Source organism: Herbidospora sp. RD11066 (assembly GCF_054661255.1).
This window is the reverse complement of record NZ_BAAGDO010000003.1, coordinates 453,048-473,987: the sequence shown is the minus strand read 5'-3', so window position 1 is coordinate 473,987 and position 20,940 is coordinate 453,048. Positions and strand designations below refer to the sequence as shown.

Below are 20,940 nucleotides of genomic sequence, written 5' to 3'. Positions count from 1 at the left end.
TGACCCTACGCGTCGGTAACCTCGGGGCCAAAGAAAACGCCGGAGGTCGGCACAAATAGTGAAGCCCCGGGTGGCCCCGGGGCTTCGATCAGGTGACGGTGCCGGGCCAGGCCGACAGGAGCGGTTGCGTCCAGCCGCCGGTGTCGACGGCGGGCCGGCCGGTGAGGTCGCTCCCGTTGCCGTCGGTCGGGTTGGCGTCCGAGTAGGCGATCATCGAGCCGTCGCGGTGGTGGCCCAGGTAGTAGCCGCCGCCGGGCGACAGCAGGTGGTCGAAGACCTGCCAGGTCGTGCTGCGCAGCTCGTGGCGGTCGCACGCCCCGGCTCCATTGATCTTGTACGAGATCAGCTGCCCACCCGTGGTCGTCCCGAGGATCCAGTGGGGAGCGGTCGCCGTCAGCGTCTTCAGCGTGAATCCGGAGCCGATGAACGTGTTCGACGTGATGTTGCCGATGGCGGGCTTGGCGGCGTTGATGACGTACCGCCGCAGGGAGCCGTCGGCGATGCCGAACAGGCGGCCGCCGTCGAAGGCGAGCAGGTCGTGGGTCCAGCCCGAACTCGCGAGCAGCACCGGCGGGTTGAACACCAGGCTGTTGCTGTTGGTGATGACGTCCACGCGGTAGAGCTTGCCGCTCGTGTCGGTGATCAGGATGGTGTTGAAGTTGAGCGTGGCCATCGCCTTCGGCGTGAAGCCCAGGGCCGCGGTCGACGTCACGGCGCCGTGGGTGCGGCGGTTGGTGGCGGCGTCGATGGCGGTGTAGGTGAGGCGGCCGTCCGACAGCACGCCGTAGACGCTGGCCTGCCCGCTCGGCCCGCTGAGGGCGTTGACGATCTTCTGGGCGTCGTTGGCCTCGACCTGGTAGCGGTCGGGATAGGCCGAGACCTGCACGGCCTGCGCCACCTCGCCCACCGGCGCGGTCCGCCACGAGTTGTTCGGGTAGAGGCGCACCATCTTGTCGAGGAAGGCGTTGGTGGCCCACGCCGGGTTCAGCCGCTGGGCGGCGGTGCCCCAGGAGGCACGCTGCTGGAACAGGCCGAGGCTGTCGTGGTCGACCTCCTCGCTGATGTTCTGGAGGCTGGTCTCCACGATGACCGTGGCGATGGCGATCACGGCCGCGCGCTGGTCGAGGCCGCGCGCCTGCACCGCGTTGACCACCGCGCGGGCGCACGACACCCGGTAGGCGGACATGTAGCCGCGCATCTTGTTCTGCAACGTGCCGTTGAGCTGGTTGGCCACGGTCGTGTCGGCCGAGATGACGGTTCCGCAGGTCGCGGTCTGGTAGGCGGCGAGCAGCTGCACCGGGGGCTGCGGCTCGGGCATGGCGGCCGCGGGCTGGGCGGTCAGGCCGAGTGCGACGACGGTCAGGGCCGTGGCGAGAGTGATCTTCAACGTGGGGTCCTAGGAGACGGTGCCGGGCCAGGCCGACAGGAGGGTCTGGGTCCAGCCGCCGGAGTCGACCTGGGCGCGGCTCGAGATGTCGCTTCCGTTGCCGTCGGTCGGGTTGGCGTCGCCGTAGGCGGTCATCGAGCCGTCGCGGTGGTGGCCCAGGTAGTAGCCGCCGCCGGGGGAGAGCAGGTGGTCGAAGACCTGCCAGGTCGAGCTGCGCAGCTCGTACCGGTCCCACGAACCGGCTCCATTGATCTTGTACGAGATCAGCTCGCCACCCGTGGTCGTCCCGAGGATCCAGTTGGGCGCGGTCGCGGTGAGGGTCTTCAGCGTGAAGCCGCTGTCGATGAGCGTGTTCGACGTGATGTTGCCGATGGCGGGCTTGGCGGCGTTGATGACGTAGCGGCGCAGTGTCCCGCCGGCGATACCGAACAACCTTCCGCCGTCGAAGGCGAGCAGGTCGTGGGTCCAGCCGGAACTCGCCAGGAGAACCGGCGGGTTGAACACCAGGCTGTTGCTGTTGGTGATGACGTCGACCCGGTAGAGCTTGCCGCTCGTGTCGGTGATCAGGATGGTGTTGAAGTTGAGCGTGGCCATCGCCTTCGGCGTGAAGCCCAGGGTGGCGCTGGAGGTGACCGCGCCGTGGGTGCGGCGGTTGGTCGCGGCGTCGATGGCGGTGTAGGTGAGGCGGCCGTCCGACAGCGCGCCGTAGACGCTGGTCTGCCCCGTCATGCCGCCGCCGCAGTTGTTGCTGGTCACGTTGCGGCTGGTCTGGTTGTTGCCGCCGCCGTAGGTGACGCCGTTGAAGGTGGGCCGCACCCGCTCGGAGTTCGCGGTGCCCCAGCTCGCCGAGCCGTCGCCGTTGGCGTCGAAACCGAGCTCGAAGTGCAGGTGGGGATGGCCGTTGGAGGTCGGCCCCGTCGCGCCGACCCGGCCGATCGTCTGGCCCTGGGTGACCCGGGTGCCGACCGAGACCGAGCGCGACTGCAGGTGGATGTAGGTGGTGAAGTAGCCGCCGCCGTGGTCGATCTGGATCATGTTGCCGGCGTTGCTGTGGAAGAACGACTGCTTCACCGTGCCCGCGGCGGGCGCGATCAGGGTGGCGCCGTCGGTGCCCGACTGGTCGGGCTCCTTCACCATGTCGAGCGCGGGGGCGTGCGCCCAGGTGTCCAGCCGCCACTGCTGACCACAGGGGAAGGGCAGTTGCAGGTTCGGGGCCGCGGCCAGCGCGGGGGTGGCGGCGACGACCACGCCGGAGGTGGCGAGGAGCGCTGCGGCCGAAAGTATCCGTAGGACCGTGGATCTGATCACGAGGCTTCCTTCCAGGGAGTTCCTGGCCGGAAGCCTGTTCTACGACGCTGTAACCGGGCTCCAACGCCGCTGCAATTGGTCTTGTCGTGACCATTTATGAACGGAGATTAAAACGGCCGACTTTATCGCGAGTGAATAGACGGTTCAGTGATCGTCAAGTCGCCGGGATTTAAATCAACGTGGAAACCACACGTTGAAAGGTTCATGTCATGACGACGACTCGCCGAGCGGTTCTGGCCGGTTCAGCCGCGCTTGCGACCGGTGCCCTGCTGGGGACGTCCGGGGCCCGGGCGCAATCGAAGCCGAAGCCGACCGTGGTCCTGGTGCACGGCGCGTTCGCCGACGCCTCGGGCTGGAACGCCGTCGCCACCAAGCTCATCCGCGACGGTTACCCGGTCATCGCCCCGGCCAACCCGTTGCGCAGTGTGTCCTCCGACTCCGCCTACCTGGCGAGCGTCCTGGCGACCCTGAGCGGTCCGATCGTGCTGGCCGCCCACTCGTACGGCGGAATCGTGATCACCAACGCCGCCGCCGGCAATCCCAACGTCAAGGCCCTGGTGTACGTCGCCGCATTCGTCCCCGACCAGGGCGAGTCGCTTCTCCAGTTGCAGACGCAGTTCCCCGGAAGCAGACTCAATGAGGCGGCGCTCGATTTCCGCCCCTATGCGGAGGGTCTGGTGGACGGTTACATCAAAAAGGAGTTCTTCCGCGACGTCTTCGCGGGCGACGTGTCGAAATCGACCGCCGAGGTCATGCACGCCACCCAGCGCCCCGCCGACGCCCGCACCCTCGGCGAGCCCTCGGGCACCCCGGCGTGGAAGACCATCCCCTCCTACTACCTGGTCGCCAAGAACGACCAGGTGCTGCCCGCCGCCGCCCAGCGCTTCATGGCGAAGCGCGCCAAGTCGGAGGTCGACGAGGTCGCGGCCTCCCACGTCGCGATGATCTCCCAGCCGAGCGCGATGGCCGACCTCATCAGACATGCCGCCCGCTGAACGCGGTCCCGTCCTGAACGAGGAACAGTTCCTCCGCCTCGCCGCCTACGGTGAGGCGGAGGAGGTCGTGGCGGGCCGGAACCTCTACGCCACCGGCGACGACTCCTACGACTTCTTCCTGCTCCTGACGGCGGAAGTGGACATCGTCCTCGAACCCGACCACGTGATCTACCGCACCCGCCCGGGCGACTTCCTGGGCGAGCTGAGCCTGCTGACCGGCCAGCACGTCTACCTGACCGCCCGGGTGGTCGCGGCCGGGACGGTGGTGCGCATCGGCGCCGAGCGGCTCCGCCGGGCCCTCGACGAGCAGGTCGACATCGCCGACCTGCTGCTGGCCGCCTTCCGGGACCGCCGCGAGGTCATCCGGACGGCGGCCGGTGGCGCCCTGGAGCTCGTCGGCCACCCCGACACCGCCGAGACCCTGGCCCTGCGCACCTACGCCGAGCAGTTGCTCCTCCCGCACACCTTCCGCGCTCCCGACGGCGACCTGACCGGCGACTTGGGCGGCGACGACCTCCCGGCCGCGATCGTCAACGGCGCGCTGCTGCGCCGCGCGACCCCCGGCACCCTCGCCCAGGCCCTCGGCCTCACCTATCGTCCCGGCGGGCGGCCGGTCGACCTCGTCGTCGTGGGCGCCGGACCGGCGGGGCTGGCCGCGGCGGTCTACGGGGCGTCCGAGGGTCTGTGCACCGTGCTCCTCGACCGCAGCGGCATCGGCGGCCAGGCCGCCAAGAGCGCCCGCATCGAGAACTATCTGGGCTTTCCCGACGGCGTCAGCGGCCTGCACCTCACCCGCCTGGCCATGGTCCAGGCGCTCAAATTCGGTGTGCGTATCCACGCCCCCTGCGCGGTGACCGGCCTCGACCTCACCGACGAGCGGCGCCCGGTCGTCGTGCTGGAAGACGGCGAACGCATCCCGTGCCGCGCGGTGATCGCCGCCACCGGCGCCCAATATCGCCGCCTCGACATCCCCGGCTGGGCGCGGTTCGAGAAGAGCGGCTGCATCCGCTACGCCGCCGGTGAGACCGACGTGCGGGGCTACGAGAACCGGCCGGTCACTGTCGTCGGCGGCGCCAACTCGGCCGGGCAGGCGGCGCTGTCGCTGGTCGCCCACGGCGCGAGCGTCGACCTGGTGATCCGCGGCGACGACATCGGGCTGCGCATGTCGTCCTACCTGGCCGACCGGATCCTCGCCCACCCGGGAATCCGGGTGCACACGGGCGGCACGGTCGTCGAGCTGGCCGGAGACGACGTCCTGGCCTCGGTCGTCGTCGACAAGGCGGGGCGGCTGCCCAGCAGGGCGCTGTTCTGTTTCGTGGGCGCCGACCCGGTGTCGGGCTGGCTGACCGGCGTGGCCACGGCCGGCGACGGATTCGTCCGCACCGAGTCGTCGCTGCCGTTCCAGACCAGCGCGCCCCGCGTCTTCGCGGTCGGCGACCTCCGTTCGGGCTCGACCAAGCGGGTGGCCACGGCCGTCGGCGAAGGGGCGAGCGCGGTTTCGTCCGTCCACACAGCACTCGCGGGAGACTGACATGAACGTCGCGGACATCCTCGACAAGGTGCGCGAGACCACCACGATCCGCCGTGCCTTCGGCGAGCCGATCACCATCGACGGCGTCACGGTCATCCCGGCCGCCTGGGTCGGCGGGGGAGGCGGCGGGGGGGCCGGCCACTACGAGGGCGACACGCCCGGCGAGGGCTCGGGTGGCGGCTTCGGCGTGGGCGTGATCCCGACGGGCGTGTACGTCATCAAGGACGGCGAGGTGACCTGGCGCCCGGCCCTCGACTACAACCGGATCATCCTGGGCGGCCAGATCGTGGCCGTCGTCGCGCTCCTCACCGTGGGCAGGATCCTGCGTCGCCGTCGGGCCTCCTGAGATCCGCTAGCCTGGCCGCTCCCCCACTTGAACAGAGGAAGGTGCGGCCGTGATCGGCTGGTTCGAAGCAGTCATTCTCGGGCTGATCCAAGGGCTCACCGAGTTCCTGCCGATCTCCTCCAGCGCCCACATCCGGGTCGTCTCCGCCTTCGCCGGCTGGCCCGACCCGGGAGCGGCGTTCACGGCGGTCATCCAGCTCGGCACCGAGGCCGCCGTGCTGATCTACTTCCGCAAAGAGCTCTGGGAGATCATCTCCACCTGGACGCGCTCGCTGTTCAACAAGGACCTGCGCGACACCTTCCCCGCCCGCATGGGGTGGTACATCATCGCGGGCACGCTGCCCATCGCCGTGCTGGGCCTGGCGCTGAAAGACCAGATCGAGGGCGTCTTCCGCGACCTGCGGATCGTCGGCGTCACCCTGATCGTCTTCGCGCTCATCCTGTGGTGGGCCGACAACACCGCGCGCAACACCCTGTCGCTGCAGAACCACCTGAACTTCCGCCACGCCATCGGCTACGGCTTCGCCCAGTCGCTCGCGCTGATCCCCGGTGTCTCCCGCTCGGGCGGCACCGTGACGGCGGGTCTGCTGCTCGGCTACCGGCGTGAAGACGCCGCGCGCTATTCGTTCCTGCTGGCCATTCCGGCCGTGCTCGCCTCGGGCGGGCTGGAGCTGTTCGAGATCGGCGAGGGCCAGGCGCCCGCGTGGGGGCCGACCATCCTGGCCACGGTGATCTCGTTCTTCGTCGGTTACGCGGCGGTGGCGTGGTTCCTGCGCTACATCAGCACCCACAAGTTCACGCCGTTCGTGATCTACCGGATCGTGCTCGGGGCGTTCGTCATCCTGTCGGTGAGCATGGGCTGGATCCCCGCTCAGGGCTAGGTCTCAGGGCTGGCTCAGCCCTCCATCGCCATCACGATGACCAGCCCCACGAGGTGGATGACCACGACGAACACCATGAAGGCGACGAACAGCCACTTCGCCGGGCCGTGTTCGAAGGTCTTGTCCTGCTTCATCGGAGGGCGCTTCGCCTGACGGTCGGCGATGCGCTCTTCCAGGGGCTTCCGTGCCATGACCATCCCTCTCCCGTGTAGGCCACTAATGATTAGTGCACTAACCATTAGTGTAGCATGGGCGATATGGACGACATCGATCCGCTGTCGCTGGAGAACCAGGTCTGCTTCGCCCTGGCCGTGGCCTCGCGGTCGGTGATCGCGCTCTACCGGCCGGTGCTCGAACCGATGGGGCTCACCCATCCGCAATATCTGGTGATGCTGGCGCTGTGGGAGCGGGCGCCGCTGTCGGTCAAAGACCTCAGCGGCCTGCTGCAGCTCGAACCGGCCACGCTGTCGCCGCTGCTCAAGAGGCTGGAGGCCGCGGGCCTCATCGAGCGGCGGCGGGTCGCCACCGACGAACGCTCCCTGGCGGTCACCCTCACCGAGACCGGCCGCGCGCTGCGCGCCGAGGCCGAGAAGATCCCGGCCACGATCGTCGAACGCCTGGGCATGGACCTCTCCGAGCTGCAGGACCTTCACAAGGCGCTGACCCGGGTGATCGCCGCCGCGACGCGATGACACACTCGTCTGCGTGAAACGCCTCCTCCTCATCGGGATCGGCGCCGGCGATCCGGACCATCTCACCCTCCAGGCCGTCAAGGCCATCGCGGCCACCGACGTCTTCTTCGTCGTCGACAAGGGTGAGGAGAAGCGCGACCTGACCGACCTGCGGCACCGGATGATCGAGGAGCACGCGCGGGGGTCGTACAAGACCGTCATCGCCACCGACCCCGAGCGCGACCGCACCGCCTCCGCCTACGCCGAGGCGGTCGAAGACTGGCGCGAGCGCCGGGGCGTCCTCTACCACCGCATGATCGACGACGCCCTCGGCGAGGGCCAGACCGGGGCGTTCCTGATCTGGGGGGATCCGGGCGTGTACGACAGCACGCTCGCCGCCCTCGAACAACTGCCGGCCGAATTCGAGATCGAGGTCGTCCCCGGCATCAGCGCGATCGCTGCCCTCACCGCCCGCCACCGGATCGGCCTGACCCGGATCGCCCGGCCCGTCCACCTCACCACCGGCCGCCGCCTGTCCGACGAGGGCCCGAGCGCCGACGACATGGTGATCATGCTGGACGCCCGCCTGGCCTTCGAGGGGCTCGACGACTTCGACATCTACTGGGGCGCCTACCTGGGCACCCCCGACGAGATCCTGGTCGCGGGCCCCGTGGCCGAGGCCGGCCCGCGCATCAGGGAACTGCGCGCCGAGGCCAGGGAGCGCAAGGGCTGGATCATGGACACCTACCTGCTCCGCAGGCGCTGAGCCTGTTCCCTGATCTCCTCCGGCACCAGTTCGAGCAGCTGGTCGGGGCGCATCGGCAGGTCGAGCAGGCTCAGCTTGACCCGGTTCCGCCGGGCGTGGGTGGCGGCGTCGAAGCGCACCAGGTTCACCGCGTCCTGATGGAGCCGCACGCCGAGCCCGGCGCCGGGGTCGAGATCGCGGGTGTGCACCCCGTCGAGCAGCACCCTGGCCGGGTCGGGCGACCGGTTCGTCAGGATCACCTCGTCGTCGGCGCCGTACACGACCGTGCGGTCGATGCCCGTCATCGGCGCGACCGCCGTCAGCGCCAGCGCCGGGACCGACGGTGACAAGACCGGCCCGCCCGCCGCGTAGTTGTAGGCGGTCGACCCGGTCGGTGTGCAGGCCACGACCGCGTCGCACCGGTAGTAGCCGTATTGGACGCCGTTGACGGACAGGTCGACGTTCACGGCCGCCCACTGCCGTGCCCCCGTCACCACCGCGTCGTTGAACGCCGCCGCGCCGTCGACCAGCAGGCAACTGTGCGGTTCGAGCATGTAGTCGCCCCTGGTCAGCCGGTCGAGCGCGGCCGGAAGATCGGCGGGCGAGACCTCCACGAGGAACCCCAGGTTGCCGTGGTTCACCCCGAGCACCGGCGTCGGCCGCCCCACCACCAGCCGCATCGCGCCCAGCATCGTCCCGTCGCCGCCCAGGCTCACCACGGCGGTGGCCCGCTCGGCGAACTCCCCGGCCGTGACGGGCTCGACGTCCGGCCCGAGCCGGGCGGCGTCGGCCGCGGAGGCGATCAGCGTCGCGTCGCGACCGGCCGCGAACTCCCTGATCAGCGCGACGGAACCGGCGACGGGATTACGCGGATGCGCCACCAGTCCGATGGTGTGCTTCTCCATGCCCAGTCCCTACCCAGTCCCTACCCAGTCGCGGCGACCAGCCGTTCGCCCAGGGCCCGCAGCGCCGCCCGCACCTCCTCACCCCTCACCACCCGGAACGGAGCGGGCGTCGCGGCCAGCTGTTCCGCATACCAGTAGGGGTTCGACGTGCTCCCGACCAGCGAGGTCGTCGCGTCGTCGACCGGCGACAGCCGCCCGAGGGCCCGGGGCAGCCGCCGGGCCAGCCGGTCGAGCGGGGCCTCGATCAGCACCTCGACCTCGTGATCCCAGCCCATCGCCAGGTGCTCCTCCAGCGTCGCCACGGGATCGAGATCGGCGGGCGGCTCGAACGGATCGTCCAGGACCTCGGCCTCGGCCACCCGGTCGATCCGGTAGGCCCTGATCGCGTCCCGTTCCGGCACGCGGCACAGCAGATACCAGCGTCCGTGCCGGACGACCACCGCCCAGGGCTCGACCTCGCGGGTCCATGCGGTCGAGGTCCTGTACGTGATGCGCACCCGCCGTCGCTCCGCACTGGCCCCGACCAGCAAGGTCGTGATCTCCGGGTCGGGCCGGGCGGCGGCACGGTCGGGCGCGGGGGCGGCGTTGCGGCGGACCGTCTCGGCCTGGGCGGCGATGGCCTCCGGCAGCGCCCGCATGATCTTCGTGAGGGCGCTCCCGACCGGATCGGCCGGGTCGGCCGCCGCGTGGTGCCCGTCGAGAACCGCCATGACCAGGCCCAGCGCCTCGGTCCCGGTGAACATGAGGGGTGGCAGCCGCACGCCCCGGCCCAGCCGGTAACCGCCGTAGGGACCGCGTACCGACTCGACCGGAATCTCCGCCTCGCGAAGGATCGCCACATATCGGCGCACGGCCCGCTCGGACACCCCGAGCTTGTCGGCCAGTCGCTCGGCGGTGATCCCCGGAGAGGCCTGGAGCAGTTCGAGGGTCTGCAGCGCGCGGGCGGTCGGGCTCTTCTCCACAGCGATCTCATTCCGGAAGCCGATCGTCCGGAATGGTATCTAGCCTCGGTGGCATGAACGAACCCGAGTGGAACGCGGGCGAGGCCGAGATCCTCGTCTTCGCGATCGACAGATCCCGGGCCACCTTCGCCTGGAAGACCGGCGGCCTCGACGCCGAGGCCCTGAACAGGGAGTTCCCGCCGTCGGCGATGACCCTGGGCGGCCTGATCAAGCACCTGACGACGGTGGAGAACAAATACACCTTCGCCTTCTTCACCCAAGGCGAAGGGGCGATCCCGGCCGAGATCGACTGGGGCTGGGAGAGCGCCCGCCACGACCCGCCCGAGCAGATCTATTCGCGCTGGCACGAGGCCGTCGAGAACAACCGCACGGCGCTGAACCGCCTGCTCGAATCCGGCGATCCCGGGCAGCTCACCCCTTATGGCCCGAACCTGCGCCGGGCCCTGATGGACATGCACGACGAATACGCCCGCCACGTCGGCCACGCCGACCTGTTCCGCGAGGCCGTCGACGGGCTGACAGGGGAGGATCCGCCAGATGAGTGACATCCGCGTCGTCCCGGCCGCATGGGACGCCGTCCAGAAGGTCTTCGACGCCGCCGAACCCCGCCGCTGCCAGTGCCAGTGGCTCAAGGGCGGCCGTGACCTGGGAGTGAGGGAGCGCGAGGACAGCTTCCACGAGCAGGTCTCCCGCGACGTGCCCACCGGCCTGGTCGCCTACGCCGACGAAGAACCGGCGGGCTGGGTCGCCGTCGAACCCCGGATCGCCTATCCGGGGCTGCGCACCAAGAAGGTCCCCTGGCAGGGCCGCGACGAAGACCGCGACGACGCCGGCGTGTGGGCCGTCACCTGTTTCGTGGTGCGGCGCGGCTTCCGAGGGCGGGGGATCACGTATGCCCTGGCGGCGGCCACGATCGGGTTCGCCCGCGACCACGGCGCCACGGCGGTCGAGGCCTATCCCATGATCACCCAGCCCGGCAAGGTCGTGACCTGGGGCGAACTCTATGTCGGCACCCGCCAGGCCTTCGAGGAGGCGGGCTTCGTCCAGGTCGCCCATCCGTCGCCGAGACGCGTCGTGATGCGGGCCGCGTTGCATGGTCATGCATGACTATGTATAGTTCTGCTTGTGTCTAAGGTGCTGAATTCCCTCCCTGTCGGTGAACGAGTCGGGATCGCCTTCTCCGGTGGCCTCGACACCTCCGTCGCGGTCGCGTGGATGCGCGAGCGAGGGGCCATCCCGTGCACATACACGGCCGAACTCGGGCAATACGACGAGCCCGACATCGCGTCGGTGCCCGGCCGCGCGCAGGAATACGGCGCGGAGATCGCCCGCCTCGTCGACTGCCGGGCGACCCTGGTCGAAGAAGGGCTGGCCGCGCTGGCCTGCGGCGCCTTCCACATCCGATCGGGTGGCCGCACCTACTTCAACACCACCCCGCTGGGGCGCGCGGTGACCGGCACCCTCCTGGTGCGGGCGATGCTCGACGACGCCGTCCAGATCTGGGGCGACGGCTCGACCTACAAGGGCAACGACATCGAGCGGTTCTACCGCTACGGCCTGCTGGCCAACCCGTCGCTGCGCATCTACAAGCCGTGGCTCGACGCCGACTTCGTCCACGAGCTCGGTGGCCGCAAGGAGATGTCCGAGTGGCTCCAGCAGCGTGACCTGCCCTATCGCCACAGCACCGAGAAGGCCTACTCGACCGACGCCAACATCTGGGGCGCCACCCACGAGGCCAAGTCGCTCGAACACCTCGACACCGGCATCGAGATCGTCGAGCCCATCATGGGCGTCCGGTTCTGGGACCAGCAGGTCGAGATCGCGCCGGAAGACGTCACGATCAGCTTCCAGCAGGGCCGCCCGGTCGCGATCAACGGCAAGGAGTTCGCCTCGCCGGTCGACCTCGTGCTCGAGGCCAACGCCATCGGCGGCCGCCACGGCATGGGCATGTCCGACCAGATCGAGAACCGCGTCATCGAGGCCAAGTCGCGCGGCATCTACGAGGCCCCCGGCATGGCCCTGCTCCACGCCGCCTACGAGCGGCTGGTCAACGCCATCCACAACGAAGACACGCTGGTCAGCTACCACAACGAGGGCCGCCGCCTCGGCCGTCTCATGTACGAAGGCCGCTGGCTCGACCCCCAGGCGCTCATGCTCCGCGAGGCACTCCAGCGCTGGGTCGGCACCGCCGTCACCGGCGAGGTCACGCTGCGGCTGCGCCGGGGTGAGGACTACTCGATCATCGACACGTCCGGCCCGTCGTTCAGCTACCACCCCGACAAGCTGTCGATGGAGCGCACCGAAGACTCCGCCTTCGGCCCGCTCGACCGCATCGGCCAGCTCACCATGCGCAACCTCGACATCGCCGACTCGCGCGCCAAGCTGGAGCAATACGCCGGTCTCGGCCTGGTCGGCAGCGCCCACGGCGACCTGATCGCCCTGCAGGCGGCCCCGACCGAGCTGATCGGCGAGATGCCCGAGGGCGGCGCCAACGCGATCGCCTCACGCGGCGAGGTCTCCGACGACGACGCCCTGCTCGACGCCGCCGCCATGGAAGCGGGCACCGACTAGCCCGTCCGACCGTCCGAAACCCCGTCCGGCGCCCAGCCGGACGGGGTTTCGTCTTCTCCGGCAGGTAACCGGTATGGATGACCTTGGTCACTGCGGGTATCCGAGAACGGCACCGGCTCATCGACTGGGGGAGAAGCCGTGAAGACCGCAAGACTCATGTTTCCCTTGGCGCTGCTGCTCAGCGCCTGCGCGACGGCCGAACAGGCCGCACCGACGAAGACCCCGCCGGCCGTCACGTCGGGCGCGTCCACGACCGTGCCCATTCCCGACACCGTCGTCGGCAGGAAGCTCACCTGGTATCTGGGCGCTCTGGAGGCGCTGCCGATCCCCGCCGACCAGATCAACCAGCATTTCGCGCCCGAATTCCTCAAGCAGGTCCCCGCCGACCAGCTCAACGAGGTCAGCGCCACCCTCAAGGGTCTCCAGGTGGTCGAGATCCAGCGCGCCACCGAAAACGACCTGGTCACGCTCGTCGAGTCGGGTGGGAACAAGGCGAAACTCAGCATGGCCGTCGACACGACCGGCAAGATCTCCGGCCTGCTCATCGCCCCGGCCGACTCGCCGACCCCCGCGAGCTGGGACGAGATCGACACCCGCCTGAAGGCGGTCGCCCCGTCGAGCTTCATCGCCGCGGGCCAGGACTGCAAACCCGTCCACGGCGTCGCCGCCGACGAGGTCCGCCCCCTGGGTTCGATGTTCAAGTTGTACGTATTGGGCGCCGTCGCCCAGGAGGTCAAAGTCGGCCGCCTCGCCTGGACCGACGAGCTGACCATCACCGACGCGAAGAAGAGCCTGCCCAGCGGCGAACTGCAAGACCGCCCCGACGGCACCAAGGTCTCGGTCAAGGAGGCGGCCAAGCTGATGATCTCCATCAGCGACAACACCGCCACCGACCTGCTGATCGACAAGGTCGGCAAACCGAAGGTGGAGGGCGTCATCCAGTCCTGGTCCTCCCACGCCGACCGCAACATCCCGCTCCTGACGACCCGCGAACTGTTCGTCCTGAAGGGCGCCGACTATCCGAAATACGCCAAGGGCTACCTGGCCGCCCCCGACAGGCGCGCCTACCTGGAGGACACCGTCGACAAGGTCCCGACCAGCCAGGTGAAGGCGTGGACGACCCCGCGCGACGTCACCACCATCGAATGGTTCGGCAGCCCCACCGACATGTGCCGCGCCCTGGTCAACCTCGACGGCCTGAGCGGCCCCGAACTGAACGAGATCATGAGCACCGCCGACGCGGGCCTCGGGCTCGACCAGAAGACCTGGCCCACGGTGTGGTTCAAGGGCGGCTCCGAGCCCGGCGTCCTGACGCTCGGCTACCTGGCCAAGTCCTCCCAGGGCAAGACGGCGGTCGTGGTGGTCGAGGCCACCGATGGCGAGAAGGGCATCCCCGAGATGGCCGCCGCGACCGAATACCTGTCCATCATCCGGGGAGCGTTCGGCCTGCTGCACGGGTGACGGGGCCGGGTTTTGTCGGTGGTGGTCGATAACGTGTTCGTATGAGTTACGGCATCAGCTTCCTGCGCCGCGAGCCCGGCCAGACGTGGAACGACGCCTTCGAGGCGCTGGAGACCCGGGCCCCCGAGACGGTCGACTACGCGGTCTGGTCGGTCGTCGCGGTCGCGGCCCACGACGTGCTCGGGGTGGCCTCGGAAGACCTGCTGAACTGCGAGGTCACCCAGCTCTCCACCGGCCTTCAGGTGGCCTGCTACCTGGGCCGGTGGAGCGTGTCGGTTCCTTACTGGCCGTCGGGGGAGGCGGCTTCGGAGCTCGCCGTTCGGCTGCGGGCGGTGGCCGCGATCGTTGAGGGCGCTACGGGGCTGACGGCCTATGACCCTCAGATCGGGTCCGCGCTGTCGGAGATCGACGACCTGGCGGGGGCGGCGGCCGCGCTCGATCTGGTGGCTGCACAGTGCGGATCGTAGTTTCGCGGCGGCAGCGGCCGGGCTTGGGTCTGGGTGGTTGCCGCGAGTGCGGGTGCGGGTGCGGGGTGGCCTCGCGTGTTCGGGGCGGGGGTCGGCCGGTGGGCCATGGTCAGTGCCGGTCGAGCTTGGGCGGCTGCCGAGGCTGAGGAACTTGGGCGCGGGGGCAGGTCTGGCCGTGTTGTCTGCGACCGAGATGTATGGGCGAGCGTGATGCCGAACGAAGCGCACGCTGTCGAACGAAGCGCACGCTGTCGGGCGGGCGACCTAACGTGCTCGTCAGTTGTCGGGTGGGGCCGAGGTGGCCGTGTCGCTCAGCGTGGCCCAGTCCACGAGGCCACCATCACGTCGGGGTCTGCTGCGTGGCTCGCCGCTAGGTCGCGAGCTTGGTGTTGATGCGGCGAAAGGTCCGGATGGCGGGGGTTCATCTTCGATGAGATGTGCCGGGGAGCGCGGGCCTCGCCCGCCTGCGCGACCGCTGACAAGGTCGCCGGATGGGCCATGTCGGTCGGGCGCGCGTCGGCTCAATGGGGGATTCCACGGGCCCCGCGCTGACAATCCATGTGGTTGGGCGGGCAGTTCTACGGGACGCCGCGTAGTCGGTCCGGCTGCCCAGGCGGCGCAGCAGGGTCCAGAACTATTCCTCGCCCCGGCCCAGCCACCACGCGGTGACGACGACCGCCCAGGCATGCGGGACTGATGAGAGCTCGACATCGAAGGTGCCCCATTCGTCCAGCGGGGTGGGGTTGAGAGTCGGCGTTCAGGGCTGAGCCTTGCTTGGTATGTGCAACGCCGATCGCGACAGCTCGCCGAAGGGTGGCGGGGCGTCTGAGGATTGATGGCGTTCTGTTCGGTGGCCTGAGCGCCTGTCGCGTCTGGTTGATGGCCTCTGTCGGTCGGTGTCGATCAGCTCTGGCAGCCGGAGGGGTGGTGCGCGTGCGATGATTGCGGGGCTATGTCTGCGGCGCTGCCCTTTCGTCTCGCCCGTGCCACGGTGTTCGCCGTGGTCTGTTCGGGGCTTGCCGCCGTCGCCCATACCTTCGCCGGGGGATCGGTCACCGCACGCGGGCTGTCGGTCGCGTTCGTCCTCACACTGGCCGCGGCTTTCCCGCTGACCGTGCGGGAGCGCACCGCCGCCGACATCGTTCCGGTGCTCGCGGCCATGCAGGTGCTGCTGCACCTGTTCTTCTCGGTGCTGCACGTCTCCTCGCCCGAGCGGCTCGCCGGGCATCTGCACATGCCGAGTCTGAGCATGATCGTCCTGCATGCCTGGGCGGTCGTCGTCACGGCGTGGTGGCTGGGCCGGGGCGAAGAACTGTTCTGGACGCTGCTGCGCCGCCTGGGCAGCCGGATTGTCCGGGTTCTGTCGCTTCCGCGACCTCTTTCGGTAACAGGCGTTCCCGTGCTGGTCACGTCGGTTGTCGTGAAGAGCACCTATCGTCATTCTGTCGAAGGGCGTGGCCCACCTCTCTGAGGCCGAACGCTCCTTCCACCCTTGACGATGAGGAACCACGTGTAATGTCCGATTCCGAGTTTCCGCTTGTGCAGTTCCTGCGCGACCGGATGGATCCCATAGCCGAGCTGTCCCAGATCCGCACCGAACGCGCCGTTCACCCCCTGACCATTCCGGGCGGCTCGACGGTGTGGCTGGTGACCCGATACGAAGACGTACGGGCCGTGCTGGGTGACACCGCACGGTTCAGCAACGACTTCGGCAACATCACCGGCATGGGGTCGAATCAGGACGACCCGGGCGGGCTGGGCTTCAGTGACCCTCCCGTGCACACGCGGCTGCGCCGCATGCTCACGCCCGAGTTCACGATGCACCGCCTGCGGCGGCTCGAGCCCCGCATCACCGCCATCGTCAACGAGCAGCTGGACCTGATCCAGAAGGAAGGCGCGCCGGCCGACCTCGTGCCGTCGTTCGCGCTGCCCATCCCGTCGCTCGTCGTGTGCGAACTGCTCGGCGTTCCTTACGAGGATCGCGCCGACTTCTTGCGCTTCTCGACCGACCGGTTCGACTTCTCCGCCGGTCCCGAGGCCTCTCTCCAGGCCATCAACGACGCCATGGCCTATTTGACCGAGCTCGTCGCGCGGGAACGCCGCGCGCCCGGCGACGGTCTGCTCGGCGCGTTGCTGCGGGAGCACGGAGACGACGTCACCGACCGTGAGCTGGCCAGTCTCGCCGACGGCCTGCTGACCGGCGGCCACGACACGACCACGAGCATGCTCGCCCTCGGCACTCTCTGGCTGCTGGAGAACCCCGAATTCCTCGCTCTCGTACGCGACGGCGACGACCACATCGACCAGGTCGTCGAAGAACTGTTGCGTTACATGACCGTCGTCCAGGTCGCGTTCCCACGTTTCGCACGCGAGGATCTCGAACTCGCCGGACAGCCGATCGCGAAGGGCGAAATGGTGCTCTGTTCGCTGTCGGCGGCCAATCGCGACGCGATCCTCGGCGAGGACATGGACACCGCCGACCCGAACCGCCGGGAACTCAAATCCCATCTCGCCTTCGGCCACGGCATTCATCGTTGCATCGGCGCCCCTTTGGCGCGGATGGAAATGCGCATCGCCTACCCCGCCCTGCTGCGGCGTTTCCCCGGCCTCCGACTCGCGGGCGAACCGGCGTATCGCCAGGTCGCGATCGTCTATGGCCTCGACTCGCTGCCGGTCGAATGGTGACCTGACTCCATCGAACGGAGTTTTTCATGCTGCTTCGCACTGCGGCGGCCGTCTTCCTCCTGGCGGCCGCCACGCTCCTGCCCGCTTCTTCTGCGCAGGCGCACGACGTACTGAAATCGAGTAACCCGAAGGAAAACGCCAAGGTCGAGAACCTGACCGAGGTGGTGCTGGAATTCAGCAACAAGGTGAGTTTCCCGAAGGTCGTCGTCAACGGCCCCGACGACAAGAACTACGCGACCGGGGAAGCTGAACGCGACGGCCACACGGTGACCCAGGCGGTGTCCGGCCCGCTGCCGCCCGGCAAATACGTGATCGCCTTCCGCATCGTGTCTTCCGACGGCCATCCGAAGACGGGCGAGGTGCCGTTCACGGTGACCGCCCCGGAGACACCGTCGGAATCGCCGTCCCCCGAACCTTCGGAAACCGCGGAGCCGACCCCGACCCCGACACCTGTGGCGGTGGCCGTGGAGACGCCGCAAGCGGTGAACGCCACTCCGCAAAGCGCGGCCGAAGACACCGACTCGGGTGGTGGTGGCGGGTTCATCATCCTGGCGATCGGTGTCGGCGTCGTTGCGGTGGCCGCCGTGATCACCGCAACGAGACGCAGACCGAACAAGGGCGACTGACGGGACCACGCCGCTCCGCATCCCGGAGCAGCGTGACCTCCTCGACCGGTGTGGTCACCGGGCATCCATTCGGGTTGCCCGGCCCCATCGGCCTGCTGGCCATGGGCGACCTGATCTCGGGGCTGCGATTCCCGGCACCTGGCCTATTGGCGGGTACGAGGTCGCGCGGCTCGATCTCGCGAATCTGGTCGTCCGTGTTCGCCAGTTCGCCAGGGAGACATGGCCGATAGATCTCGCGAGGTCTTGCTGAGGCGGTCAGCGGCCGACCGGACCGTTCAACCGGTGCGGGCGGGTGACGTGCCACATCAATGTGTTGTTCGACCTTGTCCTTGAAGCGCAATCGTCGCTTTCATCCCATCAGATCGATCGTTAGCTTGGCCCCGGACGTACGTTTACCGGCTTTACCCCCGGAAGGCTGGATATGAGGTTCCCCCCACGTGCCCAGGTGGCCGTCACCGTCGTCGCGGCGGTCACGGTCCTGTTCGCGGTCCTCTGGTATGGCGGCGGGCGGCCCGCGGCGCTCGTCGAAGGGTTGCCGTCGCCCGGCCTGCTGACCGAATGGGGACTCCCGTTCGTCAGGTTGCTGCACGACCTCTGCGCGGTCGCGACGATCGGACTGCTGCTGACGTCGGTCGCCTTCACCCGCGATGAGGAGATCCGCTCGCGGGCACGGCGCCACGTCGTGTGGTGGGCGTCGGCGTGGGCGCTGACCGCGCTCGCCACGATCGCCCTGACGCTGTCGGACTTCCTCGGCCTGCCGATCCCCGACGCCCTGGGCGCGGGAGTGCTGCAGACGTTCATCCTGTACATCCCCCAGGGCCAGGCGTTCCTGCTCGTGGCCATGATCGCGATCGTGATCGCCGTCTGCGCCATGCTCCGGGGAGCCGAACTGGTCCTCCTGGGCGCCGCGATCTTCGCCGCGCTACCGCCCGCGTATGTCGGACATTCGGCCTCGGCGGCCGACCACAACCTCGCGGTGTCCAGCCTGATGCTGCACATCGCCGCCGCCGCCATCTGGGTGGGCGGCCTGTTCGGCGTCCTGACCCTGGTGCGCCGCGACCGCGACCTGGTCTGGGGCGTGCGCCGCTTCAGCGCGGTGGCCCTGTGCGCCTACGCTGCTGTCGGCGCGTCGGGGCTGATCAACGCCTGGGTCCGGCTGGGCGGGCTCACGACCCTGCTCGATTCCCGGTACGGCCTGCTGGTCCTCGCCAAGGTCGCGGCTCTGGCGGTGCTGGGCTGGTTCGGCTGGCGCCACCGAAACGTGACGATCGCCCGCCTGGAGGCCGGTGCCCTGGCTACGGCCAGCGTGAACGTGAACTCGGAGGCCGGAGAGGGTTCGTCCAAAGCCGGATCATCTGAAGCTGGATCTTCCGGGGCCAAGTCGTCTGAAGGGAAGTCGTCCGGGGAGGAGTTGTCCGGAGGCGAGTCGGCCACTGTCCTGTCGGCCGAGGGGCGTTCGGCCAACGGTGTGTCGGCTCGGGTCGAGGATGGTGCGGTCGACGACGGGCTTGATGGCGGTGGCTCGTCCGGGAGTGAGTCGTCGCAGGTCAGCACGTCTGCCGATGAGGTTTCCGGGGGCGTGCCGTCCGAGGAGCGGACCGGCGAGGTCGATGGGCGGCCGGTGGCGGTCGTCGACGGTGATGGCTCGGTCGGGGATGCCGTGGGCGACTCCGCTGAGGTGTCCGGGAGGGCTGATCGGCGGCCCTTCCTCCAGCTGGCCGCCGTCGAGGTGGCGATCATGACTGCGACCATGGCGCTCGCCGTGGGGCTCTCGCGGACCGCGCCGCCCGTCGGGGCCGATGTGCCCGACGTCAACCAGGCCCTCGGCTACGCACTGCCGGCCATCTCGCTTGACCGGCTCTTCTCCGAGTCTCGGCTCGACCCGATTCTCCTGCTCGGGGTCGCCGGGTTGGCGATCGCCTACCTGGTCGGGTTGCGCCGTCAGGTCTGGCCGGTCGGCCGGACGCTGGTCTGGTTCCTGGGTGTTCTGGTGCTCCTCTATGCCTCTACGGGCGGTCTGTCCGCCTATGGCCCGGCGGTGTTCTCCGTTGTCTCGGTCGAATACGCGCTGCTCGGGACGCTGGCTCCCGCGTTGATGGCGTTCGGGGCGCCGATCAGCCTTGCCGAGGGGCGTGAGCTGCTGCCGAGGTTCCTCGCCAGCCCGGCCGTCGCGCTCGCGCTCTATGTCGCCACGCCCGTCTTCCTCTACGTCCTCGGGTTCTTCGAGCTCGCCCAGTCGAGCCACGCGATGCACCTGACCGTGGTCGTCGTCCAGGTCGTGGCGGGGCTGGTGTTCTTCATCGTTGTCGCGGGGGTGGATCCGCTGCCTCGGGCCGTGCACACGTACACGAGGATTCAGCTCGTCTCGATCGCGGTCGCGGTGCAGATCGCGGTCGCGGTGCTGCTCCTGCTCGGGCCTCTGTACGCCGAGAGCTGGTATGGCCAGGTCGCCGTCGTCTGGGCGCCGGAGCGGTCGGGAGACCAGGAGCTGGGGGCGCTGCTGGGGGCGGGGATCACGCTGGCGGTGTTGCTGGGGGTACTGGCGACTCTCGCTGTACGGGTCGTCGCGGCGCGTCGCCGAGTTTCGATTCTCAACGTACAAAAGATGGACGATCTTCGGCAGAAGAAGTAACGTCCTCCCCATGGCCGTGAAGGTAAGCCGTCGACCGGTTCCCCCACCTGCACCCGCTCCGCGTAAGCCGTACCTCATCGTGGTGCTGCTCGTCGTCGTACTGGCGGCCGGTGTGGGCATCGGTTATCTGGTCGGTATCCCCGACGAGGTCGAGAAGATGCAGATCTCCGACCTCAAGCGGGACGCCGAGCAGATCAAGACGCTGACCGGTCAGGCGGAGCAGACGGTCCAGGAGCTGGACAAGATCCTGCCCGCCATGGCCGAGACCGGTCCGCCGGACATCACGGTGTGGCAGGAGGCCATCCGTAAAGCGGTTGAACGCCACGCTGAGACGCCAAGCGGGATGACCGAGACGAATGTGGCCAGAGGCGGCTTCAAGAGCGCGCTGAACGCCCTGTCGATCTCCGTCGATCTGCTCGCCGAGGCCCAGAAGCTGCCCGAGGCCGACCAGGCGGCCTACGTGGAGCTGGCCACCCGCCAGCGCACGCTCGGCATCACGATCTGGTCGGTCGCCGCCACCCAGCTCGACCAGCTCAACGTCGAGGCCGGTTACGGCCACCAGCACGCATACCTGTCGGGGGCTCCCGGCGAGGGTGCGATGCACGCGGACGACGTCCCGGAAGGCACGGAGTGACGCTGGTCCTCCAACTGGCTCCGGCGGGTGAGGTCGCGTCCACCCGCCGGCCCGGGATCTGCCCATCGGGCGGCGAAGACGAGACCGGAATCGTCAGGGACTAGGTTCCGGGATGTCGCCAACTCCTTTACGGG

Annotated in this window: 21 protein-coding genes; 16 read left to right on the top strand and 5 right to left on the bottom strand. The window is 69.0% G+C overall.

The window, feature by feature from the left end:
* Nucleotides 1-88: 88 nt before the first annotated feature.
* Nucleotides 89-1,387 (bottom strand): hypothetical protein, encoded by a 1,299-nt coding sequence (locus ACYQ78_RS13690; RefSeq protein ID WP_459801185.1) that lies wholly within the window; start codon nt 1,385-1,387, stop codon nt 89-91.
* Nucleotides 1,388-1,396: 9 nt separating this feature from the next.
* Nucleotides 1,397-2,695 carry a M23 family metallopeptidase gene (locus tag ACYQ78_RS13685; RefSeq protein ID WP_459801184.1) on the bottom strand — a complete coding sequence of 433 codons (1,299 nt, stop codon included), beginning with the start codon at nt 2,693-2,695 and terminating at the stop codon, nt 1,397-1,399.
* Nucleotides 2,696-2,904: 209 nt separating this feature from the next.
* Between ACYQ78_RS13685 and ACYQ78_RS13680 the strand changes: the two genes are divergently transcribed.
* Genes ACYQ78_RS13680 through ACYQ78_RS13665 form a run of 4 tightly spaced genes read left to right on the top strand, consistent with a single transcriptional unit; the run spans nt 2,905 to nt 6,447 of the window.
* A complete protein-coding gene (locus ACYQ78_RS13680) occupies nt 2,905-3,690 on the top strand; it encodes an alpha/beta fold hydrolase (RefSeq protein WP_459801183.1) in 786 nt (261 codons plus the stop codon).
* Nucleotides 3,677-5,221, top strand: a complete 1,545-nt coding sequence (locus ACYQ78_RS13675; protein WP_459801182.1) for an FAD-dependent oxidoreductase — start codon at nt 3,677-3,679, stop codon at nt 5,219-5,221. The genes ACYQ78_RS13680 and ACYQ78_RS13675 overlap by 14 nt, the downstream gene beginning before the upstream one ends.
* A 1-nt stretch (nt 5,222) precedes the next feature.
* Entirely contained in the window at nt 5,223-5,567 is a 345-nt protein-coding gene (locus ACYQ78_RS13670) for a spore germination protein GerW family protein (protein ID WP_459801181.1), read from the top strand.
* Nucleotides 5,568-5,616: 49 nt separating this feature from the next.
* Nucleotides 5,617-6,447: an undecaprenyl-diphosphate phosphatase gene (locus ACYQ78_RS13665; protein WP_459801180.1), complete on the top strand. Its 831-nt coding sequence runs from the start codon at nt 5,617-5,619 to the stop codon at nt 6,445-6,447.
* Between the two features lie 14 nt (nt 6,448-6,461).
* Here the strand turns inward: ACYQ78_RS13665 and ACYQ78_RS13660 are convergent, their stop codons facing one another.
* A complete protein-coding gene (locus ACYQ78_RS13660; RefSeq protein WP_459801179.1) occupies nt 6,462-6,638 on the bottom strand; it encodes a hypothetical protein in 177 nt (58 codons plus the stop codon).
* A 66-nt stretch (nt 6,639-6,704) separates the two neighbouring features.
* Between ACYQ78_RS13660 and ACYQ78_RS13655 the strand changes: the two genes are divergently transcribed.
* Nucleotides 6,705-7,139: a MarR family winged helix-turn-helix transcriptional regulator gene (locus ACYQ78_RS13655; protein WP_459801178.1), complete on the top strand. Its 435-nt coding sequence runs from the start codon at nt 6,705-6,707 to the stop codon at nt 7,137-7,139.
* A gap of 13 nt (nt 7,140-7,152) precedes the next feature.
* Complete coding sequence (gene cobF, locus ACYQ78_RS13650; RefSeq protein ID WP_459801177.1) at nt 7,153-7,884, top strand: precorrin-6A synthase (deacetylating); 732 nt, start codon at nt 7,153-7,155, stop codon at nt 7,882-7,884.
* Here cobF and ACYQ78_RS13645 read toward each other — a convergent pair.
* Both ACYQ78_RS13645 and ACYQ78_RS13640 read right to left on the bottom strand, forming a co-directional pair.
* A complete protein-coding gene (locus ACYQ78_RS13645; protein ID WP_459801176.1) occupies nt 7,863-8,768 on the bottom strand; it encodes an NAD(+)/NADH kinase in 906 nt (301 codons plus the stop codon). The two genes, cobF and ACYQ78_RS13645, sit on opposite strands and share 22 nt — an antisense overlap.
* A 20-nt stretch (nt 8,769-8,788) precedes the next feature.
* On the bottom strand, nt 8,789-9,730 hold the full coding sequence (locus ACYQ78_RS13640; protein ID WP_459801175.1) for a helix-turn-helix transcriptional regulator: 942 nt from the start codon (nt 9,728-9,730) through the stop codon (nt 8,789-8,791).
* Between the two features lie 53 nt (nt 9,731-9,783).
* On the opposite strand from ACYQ78_RS13640, the gene ACYQ78_RS13635 reads away from it, so the two are divergent.
* The 10 genes from ACYQ78_RS13635 to ACYQ78_RS13590 all read left to right on the top strand — a co-directional run bounded on the left by ACYQ78_RS13635 (nt 9,784) and on the right by ACYQ78_RS13590 (nt 20,806).
* Nucleotides 9,784-10,275: a mycothiol transferase gene (locus ACYQ78_RS13635; RefSeq protein ID WP_459801174.1), complete on the top strand. Its 492-nt coding sequence runs from the start codon at nt 9,784-9,786 to the stop codon at nt 10,273-10,275.
* On the top strand, nt 10,268-10,837 hold the full coding sequence (locus tag ACYQ78_RS13630; protein ID WP_459801173.1) for a GNAT family N-acetyltransferase: 570 nt from the start codon (nt 10,268-10,270) through the stop codon (nt 10,835-10,837). Before ACYQ78_RS13635 ends, ACYQ78_RS13630 begins: the two co-directional genes overlap by 8 nt.
* Before the next feature lie 18 nt (nt 10,838-10,855).
* Entirely contained in the window at nt 10,856-12,301 is a 1,446-nt protein-coding gene (gene argG / locus ACYQ78_RS13625) for an argininosuccinate synthase (protein ID WP_459801172.1), read from the top strand.
* Between the two features lie 138 nt (nt 12,302-12,439).
* Nucleotides 12,440-13,762 carry a serine hydrolase gene (locus tag ACYQ78_RS13620; protein WP_459801171.1) on the top strand — a complete coding sequence of 441 codons (1,323 nt, stop codon included), beginning with the start codon at nt 12,440-12,442 and terminating at the stop codon, nt 13,760-13,762.
* Between the two features lie 41 nt (nt 13,763-13,803).
* Nucleotides 13,804-14,229 (top strand): hypothetical protein, encoded by a 426-nt coding sequence (locus ACYQ78_RS13615; protein ID WP_459801170.1) that lies wholly within the window; start codon nt 13,804-13,806, stop codon nt 14,227-14,229.
* A 952-nt stretch (nt 14,230-15,181) separates the two neighbouring features.
* Nucleotides 15,182-15,700 carry an MFS transporter gene (locus ACYQ78_RS13610; RefSeq protein WP_459801169.1) on the top strand — a complete coding sequence of 173 codons (519 nt, stop codon included), beginning with the start codon at nt 15,182-15,184 and terminating at the stop codon, nt 15,698-15,700.
* A gap of 44 nt (nt 15,701-15,744) precedes the next feature.
* Nucleotides 15,745-16,914, top strand: coding sequence for a cytochrome P450 (locus tag ACYQ78_RS13605; RefSeq protein ID WP_459801168.1), 1,170 nt, complete (start codon nt 15,745-15,747; stop codon nt 16,912-16,914).
* 26 nt (nt 16,915-16,940) lie between these two features.
* Nucleotides 16,941-17,540: a copper resistance CopC family protein gene (locus ACYQ78_RS13600; RefSeq protein WP_459801167.1), complete on the top strand. Its 600-nt coding sequence runs from the start codon at nt 16,941-16,943 to the stop codon at nt 17,538-17,540.
* Nucleotides 17,541-17,961: 421 nt separating this feature from the next.
* The gene (locus ACYQ78_RS13595; RefSeq protein WP_459801166.1) at nt 17,962-20,172 is read left to right on the top strand and encodes a cytochrome c oxidase assembly protein; all 2,211 of its coding nucleotides are present in this window, start codon (nt 17,962-17,964) and stop codon (nt 20,170-20,172) included.
* Between the two features lie 10 nt (nt 20,173-20,182).
* Nucleotides 20,183-20,806: a hypothetical protein gene (locus ACYQ78_RS13590; protein ID WP_459801165.1), complete on the top strand. Its 624-nt coding sequence runs from the start codon at nt 20,183-20,185 to the stop codon at nt 20,804-20,806.
* Nucleotides 20,807-20,940: the final 134 nt, after the last annotated feature.

Bases quoted from the DNA above. Each gene is read 5' to 3' on its own strand.
- ACYQ78_RS13680 (WP_459801183.1), top strand. From the start codon at position 2,905: ATGACGACGACTCGCCGAGCGGTTCTGGCCGGTTCAGCCGCGCTTGCG.
- ACYQ78_RS13675 (WP_459801182.1), top strand. From the start codon at position 3,677: ATGCCGCCCGCTGAACGCGGTCCCGTCCTGAACGAGGAACAGTTCCTC.
- ACYQ78_RS13670 (WP_459801181.1), top strand. From the start codon at position 5,223: ATGAACGTCGCGGACATCCTCGACAAGGTGCGCGAGACCACCACGATC.
- ACYQ78_RS13660 (WP_459801179.1), bottom strand. From the start codon at position 6,638: ATGGCACGGAAGCCCCTGGAAGAGCGCATCGCCGACCGTCAGGCGAAG.
- ACYQ78_RS13655 (WP_459801178.1), top strand. From the start codon at position 6,705: ATGGACGACATCGATCCGCTGTCGCTGGAGAACCAGGTCTGCTTCGCC.
- ACYQ78_RS13645 (WP_459801176.1), bottom strand. From the start codon at position 8,768: ATGGAGAAGCACACCATCGGACTGGTGGCGCATCCGCGTAATCCCGTC.
- ACYQ78_RS13635 (WP_459801174.1), top strand. From the start codon at position 9,784: ATGAACGAACCCGAGTGGAACGCGGGCGAGGCCGAGATCCTCGTCTTC.
- ACYQ78_RS13630 (WP_459801173.1), top strand. From the start codon at position 10,268: ATGAGTGACATCCGCGTCGTCCCGGCCGCATGGGACGCCGTCCAGAAG.
- ACYQ78_RS13615 (WP_459801170.1), top strand. From the start codon at position 13,804: ATGAGTTACGGCATCAGCTTCCTGCGCCGCGAGCCCGGCCAGACGTGG.
- ACYQ78_RS13610 (WP_459801169.1), top strand. From the start codon at position 15,182: ATGTCTGCGGCGCTGCCCTTTCGTCTCGCCCGTGCCACGGTGTTCGCC.
- ACYQ78_RS13605 (WP_459801168.1), top strand. From the start codon at position 15,745: ATGTCCGATTCCGAGTTTCCGCTTGTGCAGTTCCTGCGCGACCGGATG.
- ACYQ78_RS13600 (WP_459801167.1), top strand. From the start codon at position 16,941: ATGCTGCTTCGCACTGCGGCGGCCGTCTTCCTCCTGGCGGCCGCCACG.
- ACYQ78_RS13595 (WP_459801166.1), top strand. From the start codon at position 17,962: ATGAGGTTCCCCCCACGTGCCCAGGTGGCCGTCACCGTCGTCGCGGCG.
- ACYQ78_RS13590 (WP_459801165.1), top strand. From the start codon at position 20,183: ATGGCCGTGAAGGTAAGCCGTCGACCGGTTCCCCCACCTGCACCCGCT.